Genomic DNA, 16,156 nt, shown 5'->3' with positions numbered 1-16,156 from the left:
TGTCCTCCTCATCGCTTGTTCGTTGCTATCCTTCGCGTTAAACCGATCGCATCGCCGCAGGCAGATAGCTGCGGAAGCAGACCACGGTCTCGCCGTCGTTGGCGTCCTTCACCGGAAGCGCGCGAAACGCGCCGGTAAGGCGTATCTGCTCCAGCGTTCCCGCTAACACCTCGGCGGACTCAGCCGCGCTCTGCATCGGCTGCAATCGTGGATAGTGATAGATCACGCGGTCGCCCTGCTCGCCCTGCATGACAAACAGTGCCGACCACTCCTGAAACCAACTGCCGCCCTCGCGATCGACAAACCCGGCCAACCTGCTCACCTGCATGCCCGTTGCCGGAGCGCCCGCAGGCAATGCCGCGCTAAGCTGCAACGCACCATTCGCGATCGCAGTCACGCGACTGACGTTGAGCGAGACTCGCCGCACATAATTGATGTCGTCGTTTACGGCGACCGCAGAGGCGACATATGCTCCGCTGACGCCGCTGCCCACAAAGCCGACCTGGCCGGTGTAGTCGAGATCGACGGCGACCAGGTCGCCGACGTTGAAGCCTGCTGTTGCCGCACCCACGTTCAGTGAGGTGGCCGTCGATCCGGCGGCGAGTGGAACCGGCGCCGCAGCGATGCCTCCGCTGCCGTTAGCTATAGCGCCGTTCGCAGTCGCCAGCAGGTTCATCTGCTGCGAGCCGGCGGCCAGCGCCATCTGCAGCTTGCCCCAGCTCTCGAATGCGAGCGAGACGGTGGCCTCGATCTCTGACCGGACCTGTGTCTGCACCACGGCGGGAGCGCCTGTGCGCAGCGCCTCGATCTTGGTTGCCGACTTGCGCGCAAAGCCTGTGCACCAGCCCAGATCGATCCACGGCGCGGGAGCCGCATTGAGCGCGAAGCTGCCCGACTGTGCCGCATCGAAGACGGCAGGCGTGCCTGTCGCGCGATTCACCGGTGCAAAGTAGGCTCGCACCCTGCGCGTCACCGGAGCCACGGCGTTTACCAACACCGGCGCGCTCATAGCTCACCTGCTTCCTGGTAGCTGAAAACTTCTACCGTTGCTACGCGCTCCAATCGCTCGTCGTTTACTGTGGTCGCGGTGAAGGTAATGTCTCCCCAGAAGACGTTGGTTCCGAGAGCAACCGGCGGCGCGACTGCGTAGTTCATCTTGGCTGTGCTGCGCGGAGCCATCTCGATGGCTGCGGTTAGCTCGGCATCCATCGCAGCCAGCAGCCGACCGCGATCCATGCCTCCGTTGCTCGCGTTGCCGTCGGTCGCATAGCGAATTTCGCAGGTGAATGTCACGAGCGGCAGAGCACGGTTACCGTCGGCCTTCAGCGCCGTCCAGCGCAGGCGAAACGTATCGACAGGCACAGCGTCAGAAGGCAGCTCGTTCTCTTCGACGAGTACTGCGGGCCGGGTCACGCCTCGCACCACCATGGTCCGCTCCGGATTGAGCGCTGCAAGCCTTGCCTGCAGCGTCGTGTAAAACGTATCTTTCGCGTTCTGCATTGATTTGTAACCTTTCTCGATACAGAAAAAATGGCAGGCCGTAGCGGCAGAGTTGTAGACCGGGCTTTCAGCCCTTGTCTCGGTGTTCTAACCGCTCATGGGGCTGCGCCCCATGCTGGTATAGGCCGCGCCTTTGGCGCTCTGCGCTAAACAACCTGCGCCAGTGGGGCGCGCAGCACCAGCCGATAGAGATAGGCCGCTCCGCGCACCTCGGCGGCAGTGGTGGATTCGACCGTCATCAGCACGCCATCGACCAGGACGCCGAAGGCCGCGCCGAACAACGATTCGGCAGCGCCGTAGCCCAGTGAGCCTACGAGCGCCTCGACCGCTGTGGCCGAGACGAGCATCTCCCAGCGAGCGGCCTTGGCCTCGACGACGATGGCGCGCGCCGAGCGAAAGACGACCGGAGCGAGTTCCACGTCCTGAAACTGTGGCGTGGCCAGCCCAAGCTGCTCGGTTACATCGCCTGCGCTTGCCTGTGCGGGCATGCGCAGCAGAACGGAGCGGCCGCCGGTCCCACGCAGTAACACGTCGGCGGTGCGTGCTGTTGCGCCTGAGTCTATTAACAGATCGGCCATGATGTCATCCCAGCCTCTCTGCAAGATAAGGCCGCAACAGCGCCTGTACCTGCGGGTCGATCAGCGATGAGCTGAAGTACTGGATCTGCATGGTGTCCATGCGGTTCGACTTGATGTTCATCGCCGGTGTGGCCTGTGCGTTCTTCACGATCTGCACGCAGGCAATCTTGACCGCGTCGGGGATCGTCGTGAGGCCCGAGGTGTAGGTCACCTCGACCTCGTTGTAGTCGAGCCCCAGGAAGTTCATGGGAAACGTCAGCTCCGCGGTGGTCTGGTTGATGTCCACGCTGTTGATGTCGAGTGCGTTCCAGCTTCCCGGCACGCTGAAGGCCCAGGCAATCTGCGCGCGATAGGGATCGGGCAGCTCGCCGCGGCGAGGCCGACCATAGCGCACCTGCACGCCGACCAGCGCCGAAGTTGCGCCTGCGGCGGGCGCGAGCGGACGATAGCTAAGGCGCACGGTCTGCGAGCCTGCGGTCAGCCGCATGCGTTCGACGTACTGCGTCACCAGCAGGCTGGGGCGCTGGCAGTAGGACTCCATCAGCGCCGAGGCCATCATGATCCAGTCGTCCGTTGTCTCCGCCGTCAAGCCGTATTGCACGTACTCTGCCGGCAACAAATAACCCATAATCACCTCTCTTTGAAAAAGAAACAGGAACCGGCACAAATTGCCGGTCCCTGTTGTTGGTGTTTGATCCCATCGTTTGTGGTGTGTGAGCGGCACAAATACAGGGGTCTCTCCACTGCGCTTCGCTCCGGTCGAGATGACGTGCTTTTGTGGCAGGTCATTTCGGTTAGAGTTTGGCTGGGATGACGTGTATTTGTGCCATGCCGCTTTTGTTTTAGCGGTCGACGAGCACCTGGTAGTGCGCGTAGTTTGCGCCCTTGACCACGAGGCCGCCGAACTTGACGACGACGTACTGCGAGGCGAGCGAGCCGGGTACGCCGAGCTGGAAGATGCGCGGGTTGGGATCGCTGAGCCAGTGGTACTCGATGAGGTCTTCGGTGACGATGTAGGCGGGCAGAACGGCGGTTCCCGAGCCGGGAGTGCCGGTGTAGCTGAGCGTCCACTCTGGGATGAGAGGAATGTCGCCTGCCTGCGTGGAGAGCGTCTTGACCGAGAGACCGGCTGCGATCTCCTTGGTCTCGAGCACGACGTTGAACTCGGCCTTCATCTCGCGGTCGATCAGGTCGAGCAGCACGGGGTTGGCGTAGATAGCCGTGGGCCGCACGCCGTAGGAGCTGTTCGAGACCATCTGCGCGATGGTGGACTTGAAGCCATCGACGATGCTCTGAGTGGTGCCGATGTTGACAGTGTTGCCGCCGGCGGCGATCTGCGCGGCCGCGCCGAAGTATTGCGGCGTGGTGGGCGCGCTGAGGCTGGTGTCGTTGCCGTTCCAGAGGGCGACGTCGTGCGTGCGCAGGACGCCATCGACGGTGTCAGTGAGGTCCTTGGCCTGCAGATAGGCGAACTGGCTCTGCTGCTGGCCAAGCTCGATGTCGAACAGGTTGTAGTTGATCTGCGCGACCAGAGCCTTCAACGGAACGCTGCGCTCGGCACGGGTCGGCGTGACGAGCGGGGCAACGATGTTGCGGGGATCGACAAATCCCGTGGCCGCAGTGGGCGAGGGAATCGCGATCTCTTCGAAGTATCGCGAGGGATGGCCGGTTGCGGGAACCTGCTTGATCCTGCGACCGAAGACGCCGCGCCGCTGGACGAGATCGGTGATCTCGGACTGATACATCGGAACTTCGATTGCACCGGGTCCAATGTAGTCGGCGGTGGCTTGAATCTCGGTAAACTTGGCGTTCATTCTCAAATCTCCTTTTCGAAATAAAAAGGCGCAGCCGAAGCTGCGCCTCTTGTGTGAATGTCTGTCTGCTGTTTGCGAACAACAAATACAGGGGTCTCTCCACTACGCAACGGACGATAAGGCTGTCCGCTGCTCCGGTCGAGATGACGTGCTTTTGTGGTGGTTCAACCTATGTCCCAAAAGCGGGACATGGGGCACCCGGCGTTGTCGAGATGGCGTATTCCAGTGCCCTCATCGAACAGGAAAATGCTCTAGCCGAGCATCCCGGCGCGCATTAACTGGGACTTTACGGCGATACGCTGTTCGACGCTGAGGCTGACGAGCGCGGCATCGAGCGCACCGGCTTCCATCGAATCGACGGTGACGCCCTGCTTGGCGAGCAGGTTTGCCATCTGCACGGGAAGGGTCTTGCGTCCGTTTGTAACCGTGTGCGATACAGATGCGGCAGCGGCGCGCAGCTCGGCGATCTCGGCCTCGGCGACGGCGAGCTTTTGTTCGAGCTCGGTTTCGCGCCGTGCCTCGACGGTGGCTACGATGTGTCCGATGCGCCCGATTGACTCTTCGGAGTCGCTCTGGCGTTGTGCCAGCCGCTCGACTGCCTGCTCGAGCAAGCCTGCTGCTGCGGCGAGACGCTCGACGGTGATTCCTAACTCATCTTTAAGTTCCATCTCCATGCTCTCCCTCTTTCTCTTCTCCAATTTGTTCGTGGTGGCGGTCGGCTAGGCGGCGGCTTTGGTTGCGGGCATGGCCTGCACCTTGAGGATGCCGACGACGGCCGAGACCAGGCTTTCGATGTAGCTGTTGTCGGCCAGAATGCCGGCCTGCTGCAACAGCGTGTTGACAGCAGAGCCGGCGAGCAGCATGACCTCGGCCAGCTTCTGCGGGCCGGTGCCGCTTTGCGCGCCGCTGGCGGCGTACTTCTGTTCGACCAGAAGGACTGCGCCCTGGATCAGCGAGGTGGCGTCGGCCACGGCGTTGATCGCGGGAGCGGCCTGCGGGAACAGCAGACCCACGAGCTTCTCTACCGGGACGGCGTACTCTACCGCCCACTTGAGGCCCTTCTCAAAATCTTTTCCAACTTCTTCCAGCACGTTCAGAAAACTCATTGTGTCTCCTTCTTATTTGGAAATTGCAGCAGTGATTTTTGTGGCAACGGCAACGGCGAAATACAGGGGTCTCTCCACTGCGCAACGGACGATAAAGCTGTCCGCTGCTCCGGTCGAGATGACGTGACTTTGTGGTGGTTCAACCCATGTCCCAGAAGCGGGACATGGGGCACCCGTCTTTGTGCTGCTTCCGGTCGAGATGCTTTTTTGCGATTGCCACAAATCCGGAGAGGTGGTTGCCTCTCCGGATCCAGCCCCCTTGCTAACGAGCCAATGCGGCTCGCCGCGCTATTGGCTGCTTTAACCGAAAGCTTGTGCTTCGGTAGGCAGCCTTGTCCCGCAGTAGAATCGCCGCTCCGGTGAAGGTGGCGCGGGTGAGCGTCCAGATGGATGCCTGCATGTCGGCGACGTGCGCGTCTGCCAGCTCGTAGCTCATGCCCATGGCACCTTCGGCCTGGATCTTCGACTCCATCTCAGGAAAGTCTCGTGCGAAGAGATAACCGGAGACCGTCAGGCGTTTGCCGTCGACCTCGGCGGCGGTGATGATGCCGCACTTCTGCCGCGCGTCGTGGCCGTCCCATCCGGCCTTGTAGTCGACCGCCATGCCCAGCAGGCTGGGGAGGGCGGCCTCGGCGGCGGCCCGCGTCAACACCACACGATGTCCGCGCGCGCCGCTGGGTGCCTTGTCGCTGGGCACATCGACCAGGGTCAGAACGCCTTCAAACGGCAGGCGGTTCGGATGTCCATGCACTACGGGAAACTCGACCGCCATCGCGCGCAGCTCCATTGCCCTTGAAGGCTGTGCCAATCCTGACGCTAAGCCGGGCCTGCAAGTTAACCCGGCCCGTCGGCGACGCATTTGCAAATCTTCTTCCATGCCACCTCCTCGAAACGGCTGTGTGTTCCGCGTCTGTTTGTTGATGCCGTTATGCGGTTTCAGTCGGCGGCCTGCGTCGAGGCTGCGTTGAGGTTGTTGCCTCCGCTGCGCGAACGCTTCCACTTGTCGAGCAACTGCCCGACCAGCGAGCGTGCGCGGCCGGTTGGGGCTTGCGGGTTAGCCGCGGGTGCGGCGATGTTTCTCTTGACGACTCCACCCTTGTCTTCGGGCGCGAAACGGCCCTTGATGCGCTTTCTTTCCATTGGTCCCCCCTTAAAACAAAACGGGAGAGCAGCCCGAAGGCGCTCTCCCGTTTCAGTTCTTAGTTACCTTTCAAGAATAGCAATCGCACCGAAACTCTTTTGCAGTTTCACGACAATTTTTTTCTTCCGTTGAATCAGTGGTATAGCGAGATATCCACGGTCTTCGGCTCTTGACAGCAAATCAGGCGTTCGAGCATTCCGCGAGTCAGGAACATCTCGGTGACCTGATCGAGTGCGTGGCCGTATTGCCGGCTTACGGTCCAGACGGGGAGGCCGAGCATGGCGGCCGTCTCCTCCAGCGTGTACTCCTGCAATGCGATGCGCTCGATGAGCTGGAGAGGGTTGCTCTCCAACTCATTGAGACACTGCTCCACGTCGTGGACGAAGATGACTACGTCGTCGAAGCCGCGGACGACGTAGTTGGTCACCTTGCCGCGGAAGAGCTCCCTGCCTAACAGAGACGGCACCCTGCCCGTCTCCATCGCCATCTGCGAGTATCGTCGCAGCAGCGCCTCCGTGTACTTGCGATAGAGGTCGAGCGAGGCAGCGCGAGCCGGTTTGGGCTGAACTGCTTTTTCGATGGGGGCCGTAGCCCAGACGATCGGCAGAACCAGGGCAGCGCTCATCGTTGACCTCCGTTCGTGTTTGCGGAGCAGCGAGAAGCGCGCGCGAGCCGCGGCTTCCGTCCACCTGCGTGTCTTCCCCGGGGAGCCGGGAAGTGGGCCAGATGCTGGGTACATCTGCGGCAATAGACATCGTCTGCCGCCTGCATACGGAGCCACAGGGCCCCGCACCCTTCACATACCTTTAGAACCAAGCGCAAGTCCTTCATTTCTTTCCTTTCAAGGCGTAGTTCTCCCCTGACGAGCCTCGCTATTTTTCAACGGTCGAAGGGGGCTCGTTCAGGTTGCTATGAAGCGTCTCTGCTGTATCCGCGGGGCTCTGCGGTCCCGTCAAATCAGGTTGAACGCTTATCTGTCGTTGCTCGGTGCAGTCGTACCTTTGAAAAAAAAATCAGAGTTACCTTGCCAATCTCCACAGGCGGGCCCTGTGGCAGAGATCCCTTCGGCGTCCGTTAGCGCGAACTCCGGTCAGATTCTGCCGTGGTTCCTTCAAATGGAAAGTTTCAAGGTTATAGCTTTAGACAAATTTCCTGTCAACTGCATTTTTCCTCAACTTTTGCAAACGCGTAAATCGCCTTAAAGCCGGGTTTTATGCATCAAACCCTATTGCACAAAACGAAGTTTTCGCCTAATCTTCGTCATGCTAAAAGATATGAATTTGAGCGAAGGAGCAGTTGGTTCTATGAATTTCCAAGACTTACACGAACTTCTTCGCGCCGAGCTGGTGCGCCGGATCGAGCGCGGCTCGTTGACGGGAAGCAGGCTGGCGCAGCAGGCAGGTTTTCAACAGGCACATATTTCGAATTTTCTTAACCGCAAGCGAGCGCTCTCGCTGGAGGGGTTAGACCGGGTGCTGGCGTCGCAGAATCTGACCGTCGACCAGATCCTTCCGCTGGAGATTGCCGCAGCGGCTGTGCCGCAGATGACGGAGCCGACGGAGACGGTTCCGGTGGTGTCGTGTTCGGTGGCGATGGACGATGCGCGGGTGGCGGAGGCGGCGGTGATCGAGACGGTGCAGGTGTCGGCGTCGCGGCTGCATGACAATCGTGCGCGGCCATCGACGCGGTACGCGCACTGGCAGCGGTTTGTGGCGGTCCGGGCGGACGCGCAGCAGGCGGCGGCGATGTATCCGCTGCTGGCTCCGGGGGCGATTGCGGTGCTGGACCGCCACTACAATTCGCTGGCACCGTATCGGGCGCAGCAGCCGACGCTGTATGCGGTGCGGTGCGGCGCGGCGCTGCTGCTGCGCTATGTGGACTTCGATGAGGGGCATCTGATTCTGCGGCCTTATTCGCGGGATTTTTCGGTGCAGCTGATTCGGATGGCCTCGCATGAGTCGCCTGCGGATTATCTGGTGGGGCGGGTTTGTCTGGTGTTTTCGGAGTTGTGAGGGAGGCGAAGGCAAAGGCTAAATACAGGGGTCTCTCCACTGCGGCGTGCGATAAGGCCGCACGCCTCCGGTCGAGATGACGTGCTTTTGTGGCTCGGGCTTCTGTTAGGATGACTTGATTTTGTGGTGGTTCAACCCATGTCCCAACAGCGGGAGATGGGGCACCCGGCTTTGTGCCTGTCTTTGATCGAGTTGGTATTGTGGATTGCTAAACTTGAGAGATGCCGCAAAGTCTTTATGCGAAGTGGATGTATGACTGGGAGTATGCGCTTACCACTCGCGATACGAACCGAATTGTGAGGCCGTTGGAGTGGGGGTTTGACTGGCTGGCGGACTTCAGCCCGCTGGCTGCGGCGGCTTCGGCTGAGGAGGATGACGGGCTGGCCGGGCTTGAGCGCATGATTGCGGTCAATCAGGACATTGTTGCGCGTGCCGATGAGTTTTTTGGGTATGAGACGCCTACGGACTTTCGTCTGGAGATGCGGCATCCGCAGTTGTTTCCTACCAATGTACGGCCGGAGACGCTGGCGCAGGATGCGGAGCTGAAGCGGCAGGCGGCGGCGGGTGAGTTGGAGACGGCGGAGTTTCTGCGGTTTACGTCGGCGGTGCGGACGCGCTATCCAGAGAACGATGTGGTGAATGCGCGGTGGTATCCGACGGCGCCAGAAAAACAGGCAGGGAAGCCGAAGCAGGCCATCATCGTGATGCCGCAGTGGAATGCGGACGCCTTCAGCCACAATGCGCTTTGCACGCTTTTTAACCGCTTCGGAATTTCGGCGCTGCGGCTGTCGAAGCCGTTTCATGACATTCGGCGGCCGGCGGAGCTGGAGCGGTCGGACTATGCGGTGAGCGCGAATGTGGGGCGGACGACCGAGGCGTGTCGTCAGGCGGTGGTGGATATTCGGAGCTGCCTGGATTGGCTGGAGTCCGAGGGGTATGAGCAGTTTGGCGTGCTGGGTACGAGCCTGGGGAGCTGCTATGCGTTTATCGCGGCGGCGCACGATGCGCGGCTGAAGGTGTGCGCGTTCAATCATGCCTCGACGTGGTTTGGCGATGTGGTGTGGACGGGGCAGAGCACGCGGCATATTCGCGAGGCGTTCGAGCAGGCGGGGCTGACGCAGGATACCGTGCGGCAGATCTTTACCGGGATCAGCCCGATGTCTTATATGGAGCGGTTTGCGGCCAATCCGAAGCGGGCGCTGGTGGTGCATGCGACGTACGACCTGACGTTTCTGCGCGAGTTTTCGCTGGATGTGCTGGCGAACTTCGATCGGCATTGTGTGGATTATGTGTCGAAGGTGCTGCCGTGCGGGCACTATACGACGGGCGAGACTCCTTATAAGTATCTGGATGGGTGGTATCTGGGGTCGTTTGTTTATGGGGCGTTTAAGCGGTTGCGGGAGGTGGGTGGATAGAAGAGCGACCGTGGATTGGCGCGGGTGGGTGTGGATTTAAAAGCGAAATACAGGGGTCTCTCCACTCCGGCTTCGCCTTCGGTCGAGATGACGTGTTTTGTAGCGATGCATTGAGATGCTGCGTGGTAAGAGATGCTGCGTGACATAAAATAGAGCCATGCCCATTGATTTCAACGCAAACCTTGCCGCCGCGGACCCCGATATCTCCGCGCAGATCGAGCACGAGGTCATTCGCCAGCATGAAGGGCTGGAGATGATCGCTTCGGAGAATTTTGTCAGCCGCGCCGTGTTGGAGGCCGCAGGGACGGTCTTCACGAACAAGTATGCCGAGGGGTATCCCGGCAAGCGTTATTACGGCGGTTGTGAGTACGCCGATGTGGTCGAAAACATTGCGCGCGACCGTGCGAAGCAGCTCTTCGGCGCGGAACATGCGAACGTGCAGCCGCACTCCGGCTCGCAGGCCAATGCGGCGGCTTATATGTCGATCCTGACGCCGGGTGATTGCATTCTGGGGCTTGACCTTGCTCATGGCGGACATTTGACCCATGGCCACAAGCTGAATTTCTCCGGCAAGCTGTATCGCGTGGTCGGCTACCAGGTTCGCAAGGACACCGAGACGATTGACTATGACGAGCTTGAGGCGACGGCCGAGCGCGAGAAGCCGAAGATGATTATCGGCGGTGGCAGCGCCTATCCGCGGCAGTTTGACTTTGCGCGGATGCGCGCGATTGCGGACAAGGTGGGAGCGTACTTTGTCGTCGATATGGCACACTTTGCCGGTCTGGTGGCGGGCGGCGTGCATCCTTCGCCGGTGCCGCACGCGCATATTGTGACGACGACCACGCACAAGACGCTGCGCGGGCCACGCGCGGGCATGATTTTGTGCCGTCAGGAGTTTGCGGCGAATGTGGACCGCAGCGTGTTTCCCGGCCAGCAGGGCGGGCCGCTGATGCACATTGTTGCGGCCAAGGCAGTGGCGTTCAAAGAGGCTTTGCAGCCTGAGTTTGCTACCTATGCCAAGCAGGTGGTGGCGAATGCGAAGGTGTTGGCCGAGGCACTGGCGGGTGAGGGTTACCGCATCATCTCGGGTGGTACGGACACGCACCTGATGCTGGTCGATGTCTTCCAGAAGGGGATTCTGGGCTCGGAGGCGGAGAACGCTCTCGGTGCGGCGGGGATCACGGTGAACAAGAATGCGATTCCGTACGATACGAATCCGCCGATGAAGCCGAGCGGCATTCGCATCGGCACTCCTGCGCTGACGACGCGCGGGATGAAAGAGGCGGAGATGCGTACCATCGCCCAGTGGATCAACGAGGCGCTGGAGCATCGTACGGATGAGGCGAGGCTAGCCAAGATTCGCGGGCAGGTGGGCGAGCTGGCCAACAAGTTTCCGCTGTATGGCTGGCTGCACAAGTCGTAACGGGCTGTAGGTTTTTGTTCAGAGCCGCGTGATGGGAGGCGAAGGTCTCCGGTCACGCGGCTTTTTGGTTGGGCGATACGTCATTGCATGAGTGGTTTTTGGGGTTTGGGGAAAGACGAGATACAAGGGGCTCTCCACTGCGGCGTGCGATAAGCCGCACGCCTTTGGTCGAGATGACGTGCTTTATTGCTGGGCCTTCTGTTGAGATGATGTGGGTTTCCTGGATGGGGTGATGGGTGGTTCAATCCATGTCCCAAGGGCGGGACATGGGGCGCCCGGCTTTGTACCCGGCTTTGACTTGTCTTGGCTTTCGGTTGGAATGATGTGCTTTTGGTGGAGAGAACGTTGTACTCTTGGTCTCGCAAGAGTCGGCGCGGCGAGGAGCAGCGATGGCGATGGCGGTGATGGCTTGGATCGTGGCAATCCCCCTGCTTGGGGCTGCGACCGGGATGCGGACATTTACGCCGATGGCGGTGATCTGCTGGTTTGCCTACACCGGATATCTGCCGGTGGATGGGTGGGCGTCCTGGACGGCAAAGCTGGCGACGGCGGTTGTCTTTACCGTGCTGGCGGTGAGCGAGCTGGTGGCTGACAAGATGCCGCGGATTCCTGACCGGACGTCGCCCGGACCACTGATGGCGCGGATTCTGCTGGGCGGGCTGGCGGGAGGCATCGTTGCGGCCAGTTTGAATGGGTCGGAGTTCGAGGGCGTGATTCTCGGAGTGGGCGGGGCGCTGGTGGGCGCGTTCGGGGGATACCTGATTCGGCGCGAGATCGTGATGCGGTCGGGCAGCAAAGACTGGCCGGTGGCGGTGGCAGAAGACCTGGTGACGGTGGGGTTCGCTGTGCTGGCGCTGGGGATTGTGACTGGGTAGGTTGGGGTAACGGCGATCTGCACCGGGACGTCGCTTGTCGCGGATTGTAAGAACAAGCAACAGCAAGTGCAAATACAGGGGTCTCTCCACTCCGGCTTCGCCTTCGGTCGAGATGACGTGCCTTGTGGTGATTCAACCCATGTCCCAAAGACGGGACATGGGGCACCCGTCTTCGGTCGAGGTGACGTGGTTTTGGATTAAGTGGGTCATCGGGCACGGCGGGGAGCGGGTTTCCGGCATCTCAGATCGAGGAAGCTATTTCGAAGAGGACGATGCCCTATGCTTACGCCTACGCTTATCAGCGTCATTGTGACACTTATTGTGATTGGCCTGCTGTTGTATCTGATCGGGCTGATTCCTATGGACGGAACCATCAAGCAGATCATTCGCGTGGTGGTGATCCTGGCTGTGATTATCTGGCTGCTGCAATCGTTTGGCCTGCTGGGACCGATTGGGCATGGGCATATGCTGCGGTGAGGGTTTTGGGGTGGTGTGATGGGAGGCAACCCATGTCCCAAATGCGGGACATGGGGCACCCGGCTTGGGTGGGTGCAGATGACGTGGTTTTGGGGTGATGGGTGGCTTAGCCCCAGAGGACTTTGCGGGCGGTGGCGCGCAGGTTCGATTCGCTTTGGGCGCCGATGCGGTTTCCGGACATCTCTTCGGGGCGGTGCGAGCTGCCTGTGGCGGAGACCTCGCCGGCGCAGACACGGTTGCGACCGCTGCGCTTGGCTTCGTAGAGCGCCTTGTCGGCGGCTTCGAGCAGGTCTTCGATGCAGTAGCCTTCGCCGGGAAGACAGGTGGCGACGCCGCAGCTTACGGTGGTCGGCATGACGGTGCCGGGCTCGGCTGCCTCGACTGCGGGGGAGCCGGCGACTTCGACCAGTTTGCGGATACGCTCGGCGACGATCAGAGCGGAGCGCTGCGAGGTCTGGGGAAGCAGGACGACGAACTCCTCGCCACCGAAGCGGGCGGCGAAGTCGTCTTTGCCGCGCAGGGACTGTTGCAGCAGCGAGGCGACACGGGTGAGCACCTTGTCGCCGTAGAGGTGGCCGCGCAGGTCGTTGACCGCTTTGAAGCGGTCGATGTCGATGACGATGGCTGAGAGCAGTGTGCCTTCGGTCATGGTCTGCTGCCAGAGGGTGCCGCAGTAGAGCTCGAAGGAGTGGCGGTTGGCGAGGCCGGTGAGGTTGTCGCGGCTGGAGATGCGATGCAGCTCGGCGTTGACGAAGGCCAGCTCTTCACTCTGCATCTCGTTGCGCAGCAGCATGAGGTAGACGAGGCGCAGGTGTCTGCCGAAGCTGAAGTTCGCAACCATCGACATGAGGGTGGAGAAACCGGTGAGCGTAAGCCCCAGTGTACGCTCGGAGGGGGTGAGAAAGTGGTCGAAGTGGAAGAAGACGAGGTCGCCCGCAAACAGGACAACTGAAGTGCTGAACGCGTAGCTGAAGGGCAGGCGCATGACCAGGTTGGCGAAGAGGATGGCGATGATGAGTCCGGCCTGCGCATAGGCCGAGGCGGCGGAGCTTCTGCCAGCCCCGATGTAGAGCTCGGAGAGGCCGACCAGGATGATGACTACGGCGACGCTGGTTTCGCGGTAGATCTTGCCGGGGTTCCAGCGCATGGTGGCGTTGACCAGAAGCGCGAGCGGCGTGATGACGGCGACACGCAGGATGATGGCGCGCCAACTGGCGCCGTCACCGATGAAGTAGTCGATGAGGGCAAAGATGTCGAACAGGACGATGGCGATGAAGCCCTGATACCACAGGTGGGTGGCGCGCTGCTGGGCGATGTTCTGCTCAAAGCGCTCCTCGAGCATCGGGGGCAGTTTGGGCCACTCCAACTTCACACCGGAGAGACGCTCGATCTCTCTGGTGACCTGGTTGTGGATTGAATTGGACTCCATAAAAAACCGCCGTTCCCAAACACTGGCCAGAACCTGGGCTGATCCGTCTGCGGAGGCTCTCCTTAAATTCTAGTCAAGTAACTGTTTTAATTACCTCTTAGAGCGAGATAGCCGATTCTGATTAGTCTGTCACAGTCGGGTATGCGGCGCAGAGCCAGCTTTCTGCAACTTTAGAGTTATTTCTTTCAAAATAGTTATCAGTATAGATGCGCGACGGGGCCCACAAGAGCTTATCGGCTGGTTGGGTGGAAGCTTTAGGGCGAGGGAAAAGTGCGAAATACATGGGTCTCTCCCCTGCGGCGGAAAGTACGCCGCCTTCGGTCGAGGTGATGTGACTTTAGGGTAGCGTAATGGGCAGGTGATGTGTTTTGGGTTGGGCTAATCGGCCAGCAGGTTGTCGATCAGACGGGTTTGGCCTACCCAGGCTGCTACGGCGATCAGCGTTCCCGGTTCTACCGTCGTGACGGGTAGCAGGGTTTGGGCGTCTACGGTGGCCAGGTAGTCGAGTTTTACGTTGGTCAGTTCCGGCAGCGCTTGCTGGATGAGGCGATCGCTTTGCCGCTCGCCGTGGGCGATGGCCTGCTCGATGCGTTGGAGGGCGCGGCTGAGGGCGAGGGCTTCGATGCGTTCGGAGTCGCTTAGATATTTGTTGCGGCTGCTGAGGGCGAGGCCGTCGGCGTCGCGGACGATGGGGCAGCCGATGATCTCGAGGTCGAAGTTGAGGTCGCGGGTCATCTGCCGCAGAACGGCGAGCTGTGCGGCGTCTTTTTGGCCGAAGTAGGCGCGGTGGGGGGCGGCGATGTGGAAGAGCTTGGCGACGACGGTGGCTACGCCGGTGAAGTGGCCGGGGCGGGAGGCTCCGTCGAGCCGGTCGCCGATGCCGATGATGCTGATGGTGGTGGCTGCGCCGGAGGGGTACATCTCGGCTGGGGTGGGAGCGAAGAGGAGGTCGACGCCTGCGGCTGCGAGCTGGCGGCAGTCTTCGTCGAAGGTACGCGGATATTTGGCGAGGTCTTCGTTGGGACCGAATTGGAGCGGGTTGACGAAGATGGTGGCGGCGACGGAGGCGCACTCGGATTTGGCGCGGCGGACGAGCGAGAGGTGACCGGCGTGCAGCGCGCCCATGGTGGGGACGAGGCCGAGGGGAGCGCGGTCGGCGCGGAGGCTGCGGCAGAGGTGCTGCATCTCGGCTACGGTTTCTATGGTCTTCATGCTTTGAGGTTATCCGGGTTGGTTATTTCTGTTGATGAGAAGAACAGGCAACGGCAAATGCGAAATACAGGGGTCTCTCCGCTACGTAACGGACGATAAAGCTGTCCGTTGCTTCGGTCGAGATGACGTAGTTCTGGGCTGGTTCCATCACCCGGCTTTTTCGGCGAGGGCTGCCAGGCGGTCGCGTGTCTCCTGCGAGAGGTGGTAGCTTTCGGCGTCGGAGGGGAAGTCGCGTGTCTCGACGTCGTGCTTGTAGTTGCCGAGGGCCTCGCGCATGACGGTGGAGACGTCGGCGTAGCGGCGGACGAACTTGGCCGGGGGCGAGAAGGTCATCGTCATCATGTCGTGGAGGACGAGGACCTGGCCGTCGCAGTCGGGACCGGCGCCGATGCCGATGGTGGGGATGTGCAGCTCTGCGGTGACCATTTTGGCCAGCTCGCGGGGGACGCCTTCGAGCACGATGGCGAAGCAGCCTGCGTCTTCGAGCGCGAGCGCGTCGGCGCGCAGGTCTTCGATTGCCGCCAGAGTTTTGCCTTGAACCTTGTAGCCGCCCATGCGGTGGACGCTCTGCGGGGTGAGGCCGAGGTGGCCCATGACCGGCACCTGGGCGTCGACGATGCGGCGCACCAGCGCGGTGCGCTCGCGGCCGCCTTCGACTTTGACGGCCTCGGCTCCGGCCTCTTTGACGAAGCGGAGTGCGTTGGCTACTCCTTCGCGGTCGTCGACGTGGTAGCTGCCGAAGGGCATGTCGGAGACGAGCAGGGCGCGGCGGACGGCACGGCGCACGCCGCGGGTGTAGAGCAGCATCTCGTCCATGGTGATGGCCAGCGTGTTCTCGTGACCCTGCATGACCATGGCCAGAGAGTCGCCGACGAGGATGACGTCGAGGCCGACCTCATCGACGAGGCGGGCGCTGGCGTAGTCGTATGCCGTGACCACGGTGATGGGCTGGCGGGAGAGCTTTTTATCGAGGAGGGAGGGGACGGTGACCTTGGCGGCGCTGTCGCGTTCTGGCGATGCACCTTTGGCGGTGCGCTCGGGGGCCGAGGGGCGAAACGTTGTGAGGCTCATTGCAATCTCCAGTGCAGCTCCGCCGTGTGCTGCGGATTGCAGCTTTGGCTGGATACCACCTGTCGCCGGGGTTTCTCCGGCAGCTTTTTAAGGGTACGCGCCG

18 protein-coding genes are annotated in these 16,156 nt (G+C 61.2%); 5 read left to right on the top strand and 13 right to left on the bottom strand.

The window, feature by feature from the left end:
• Window positions 1-37: 37 nt before the first annotated feature.
• The 10 genes from IEW09_RS02315 to IEW09_RS02270 all read right to left on the bottom strand — a co-directional run bounded on the left by IEW09_RS02315 (window position 38) and on the right by IEW09_RS02270 (window position 6,764).
• On the bottom strand, window positions 38-1,009 hold the full coding sequence (locus IEW09_RS02315) for a hypothetical protein (RefSeq protein ID WP_229739030.1): 972 nt from the start codon (window positions 1,007-1,009) through the stop codon (window positions 38-40).
• Window positions 1,006-1,500 (bottom strand): hypothetical protein, encoded by a 495-nt coding sequence (locus IEW09_RS02310; RefSeq protein ID WP_188552527.1) that lies wholly within the window; start codon window positions 1,498-1,500, stop codon window positions 1,006-1,008. The genes IEW09_RS02315 and IEW09_RS02310 overlap by 4 nt, the downstream gene beginning before the upstream one ends.
• 146 nt (window positions 1,501-1,646) lie before the next feature.
• Entirely contained in the window at window positions 1,647-2,078 is a 432-nt protein-coding gene (locus tag IEW09_RS02305; RefSeq protein WP_188552526.1) for a hypothetical protein, read from the bottom strand.
• A 4-nt stretch (window positions 2,079-2,082) separates the two neighbouring features.
• On the bottom strand, window positions 2,083-2,706 hold the full coding sequence (locus IEW09_RS02300) for a hypothetical protein (RefSeq protein WP_188552525.1): 624 nt from the start codon (window positions 2,704-2,706) through the stop codon (window positions 2,083-2,085).
• A gap of 214 nt (window positions 2,707-2,920) precedes the next feature.
• Window positions 2,921-3,892 (bottom strand): hypothetical protein, encoded by a 972-nt coding sequence (locus tag IEW09_RS02295; RefSeq protein WP_188552524.1) that lies wholly within the window; start codon window positions 3,890-3,892, stop codon window positions 2,921-2,923.
• Between the two features lie 251 nt (window positions 3,893-4,143).
• The gene (locus IEW09_RS02290) at window positions 4,144-4,560 is read right to left on the bottom strand and encodes a hypothetical protein (protein ID WP_229739029.1); all 417 of its coding nucleotides are present in this window, start codon (window positions 4,558-4,560) and stop codon (window positions 4,144-4,146) included.
• A 51-nt stretch (window positions 4,561-4,611) separates the two neighbouring features.
• Entirely contained in the window at window positions 4,612-4,998 is a 387-nt protein-coding gene (locus IEW09_RS02285; RefSeq protein ID WP_188552522.1) for a hypothetical protein, read from the bottom strand.
• Window positions 4,999-5,260: 262 nt separating this feature from the next.
• Window positions 5,261-5,770, bottom strand: a complete 510-nt coding sequence (locus tag IEW09_RS02280; RefSeq protein WP_229739028.1) for a hypothetical protein — start codon at window positions 5,768-5,770, stop codon at window positions 5,261-5,263.
• Between the two features lie 164 nt (window positions 5,771-5,934).
• Window positions 5,935-6,138 (bottom strand): hypothetical protein, encoded by a 204-nt coding sequence (locus IEW09_RS02275; RefSeq protein ID WP_188552521.1) that lies wholly within the window; start codon window positions 6,136-6,138, stop codon window positions 5,935-5,937.
• A gap of 134 nt (window positions 6,139-6,272) precedes the next feature.
• A complete protein-coding gene (locus tag IEW09_RS02270) occupies window positions 6,273-6,764 on the bottom strand; it encodes a sigma factor-like helix-turn-helix DNA-binding protein (RefSeq protein WP_188552520.1) in 492 nt (163 codons plus the stop codon).
• A gap of 679 nt (window positions 6,765-7,443) precedes the next feature.
• Here IEW09_RS02270 and IEW09_RS02265 point away from each other — a divergent pair.
• The 5 genes from IEW09_RS02265 to IEW09_RS02245 all read left to right on the top strand — a co-directional run bounded on the left by IEW09_RS02265 (window position 7,444) and on the right by IEW09_RS02245 (window position 12,341).
• Complete coding sequence (locus tag IEW09_RS02265; protein ID WP_188552519.1) at window positions 7,444-8,151, top strand: hypothetical protein; 708 nt, start codon at window positions 7,444-7,446, stop codon at window positions 8,149-8,151.
• A gap of 221 nt (window positions 8,152-8,372) precedes the next feature.
• Window positions 8,373-9,566: an alpha/beta hydrolase gene (locus IEW09_RS02260; protein WP_188552518.1), complete on the top strand. Its 1,194-nt coding sequence runs from the start codon at window positions 8,373-8,375 to the stop codon at window positions 9,564-9,566.
• 157 nt (window positions 9,567-9,723) lie between these two features.
• Window positions 9,724-10,989, top strand: a complete 1,266-nt coding sequence (glyA, locus tag IEW09_RS02255) for a serine hydroxymethyltransferase (RefSeq protein ID WP_188552517.1) — start codon at window positions 9,724-9,726, stop codon at window positions 10,987-10,989.
• A gap of 353 nt (window positions 10,990-11,342) precedes the next feature.
• Window positions 11,343-11,864 (top strand): DUF4126 family protein, encoded by a 522-nt coding sequence (locus IEW09_RS02250; RefSeq protein ID WP_188552516.1) that lies wholly within the window; start codon window positions 11,343-11,345, stop codon window positions 11,862-11,864.
• Window positions 11,865-12,143: 279 nt separating this feature from the next.
• Window positions 12,144-12,341: a Thivi_2564 family membrane protein gene (locus IEW09_RS02245; protein ID WP_188552515.1), complete on the top strand. Its 198-nt coding sequence runs from the start codon at window positions 12,144-12,146 to the stop codon at window positions 12,339-12,341.
• Between the two features lie 106 nt (window positions 12,342-12,447).
• Here IEW09_RS02245 and IEW09_RS02240 read toward each other — a convergent pair whose 3' ends face one another.
• The 3 genes from IEW09_RS02240 to panB all read right to left on the bottom strand — a co-directional run bounded on the left by IEW09_RS02240 (window position 12,448) and on the right by panB (window position 16,053).
• Window positions 12,448-13,770 (bottom strand): GGDEF domain-containing protein, encoded by a 1,323-nt coding sequence (locus IEW09_RS02240; protein ID WP_188552514.1) that lies wholly within the window; start codon window positions 13,768-13,770, stop codon window positions 12,448-12,450.
• Window positions 13,771-14,148: 378 nt separating this feature from the next.
• Window positions 14,149-14,982 carry a pantoate--beta-alanine ligase gene (gene panC / locus IEW09_RS02235; protein WP_188552513.1) on the bottom strand — a complete coding sequence of 278 codons (834 nt, stop codon included), beginning with the start codon at window positions 14,980-14,982 and terminating at the stop codon, window positions 14,149-14,151.
• Window positions 14,983-15,129: 147 nt separating this feature from the next.
• A complete protein-coding gene (panB, locus tag IEW09_RS02230; protein ID WP_188552512.1) occupies window positions 15,130-16,053 on the bottom strand; it encodes a 3-methyl-2-oxobutanoate hydroxymethyltransferase in 924 nt (307 codons plus the stop codon).
• Window positions 16,054-16,156 lie beyond the last annotated feature (103 nt).

This window comes from Edaphobacter dinghuensis, from assembly GCF_014640335.1.
Lineage (GTDB): Bacteria > Acidobacteriota > Terriglobia > Terriglobales > Acidobacteriaceae > Edaphobacter > Edaphobacter dinghuensis.
This window is presented reverse-complemented; position numbering and strand designations above follow the sequence as displayed.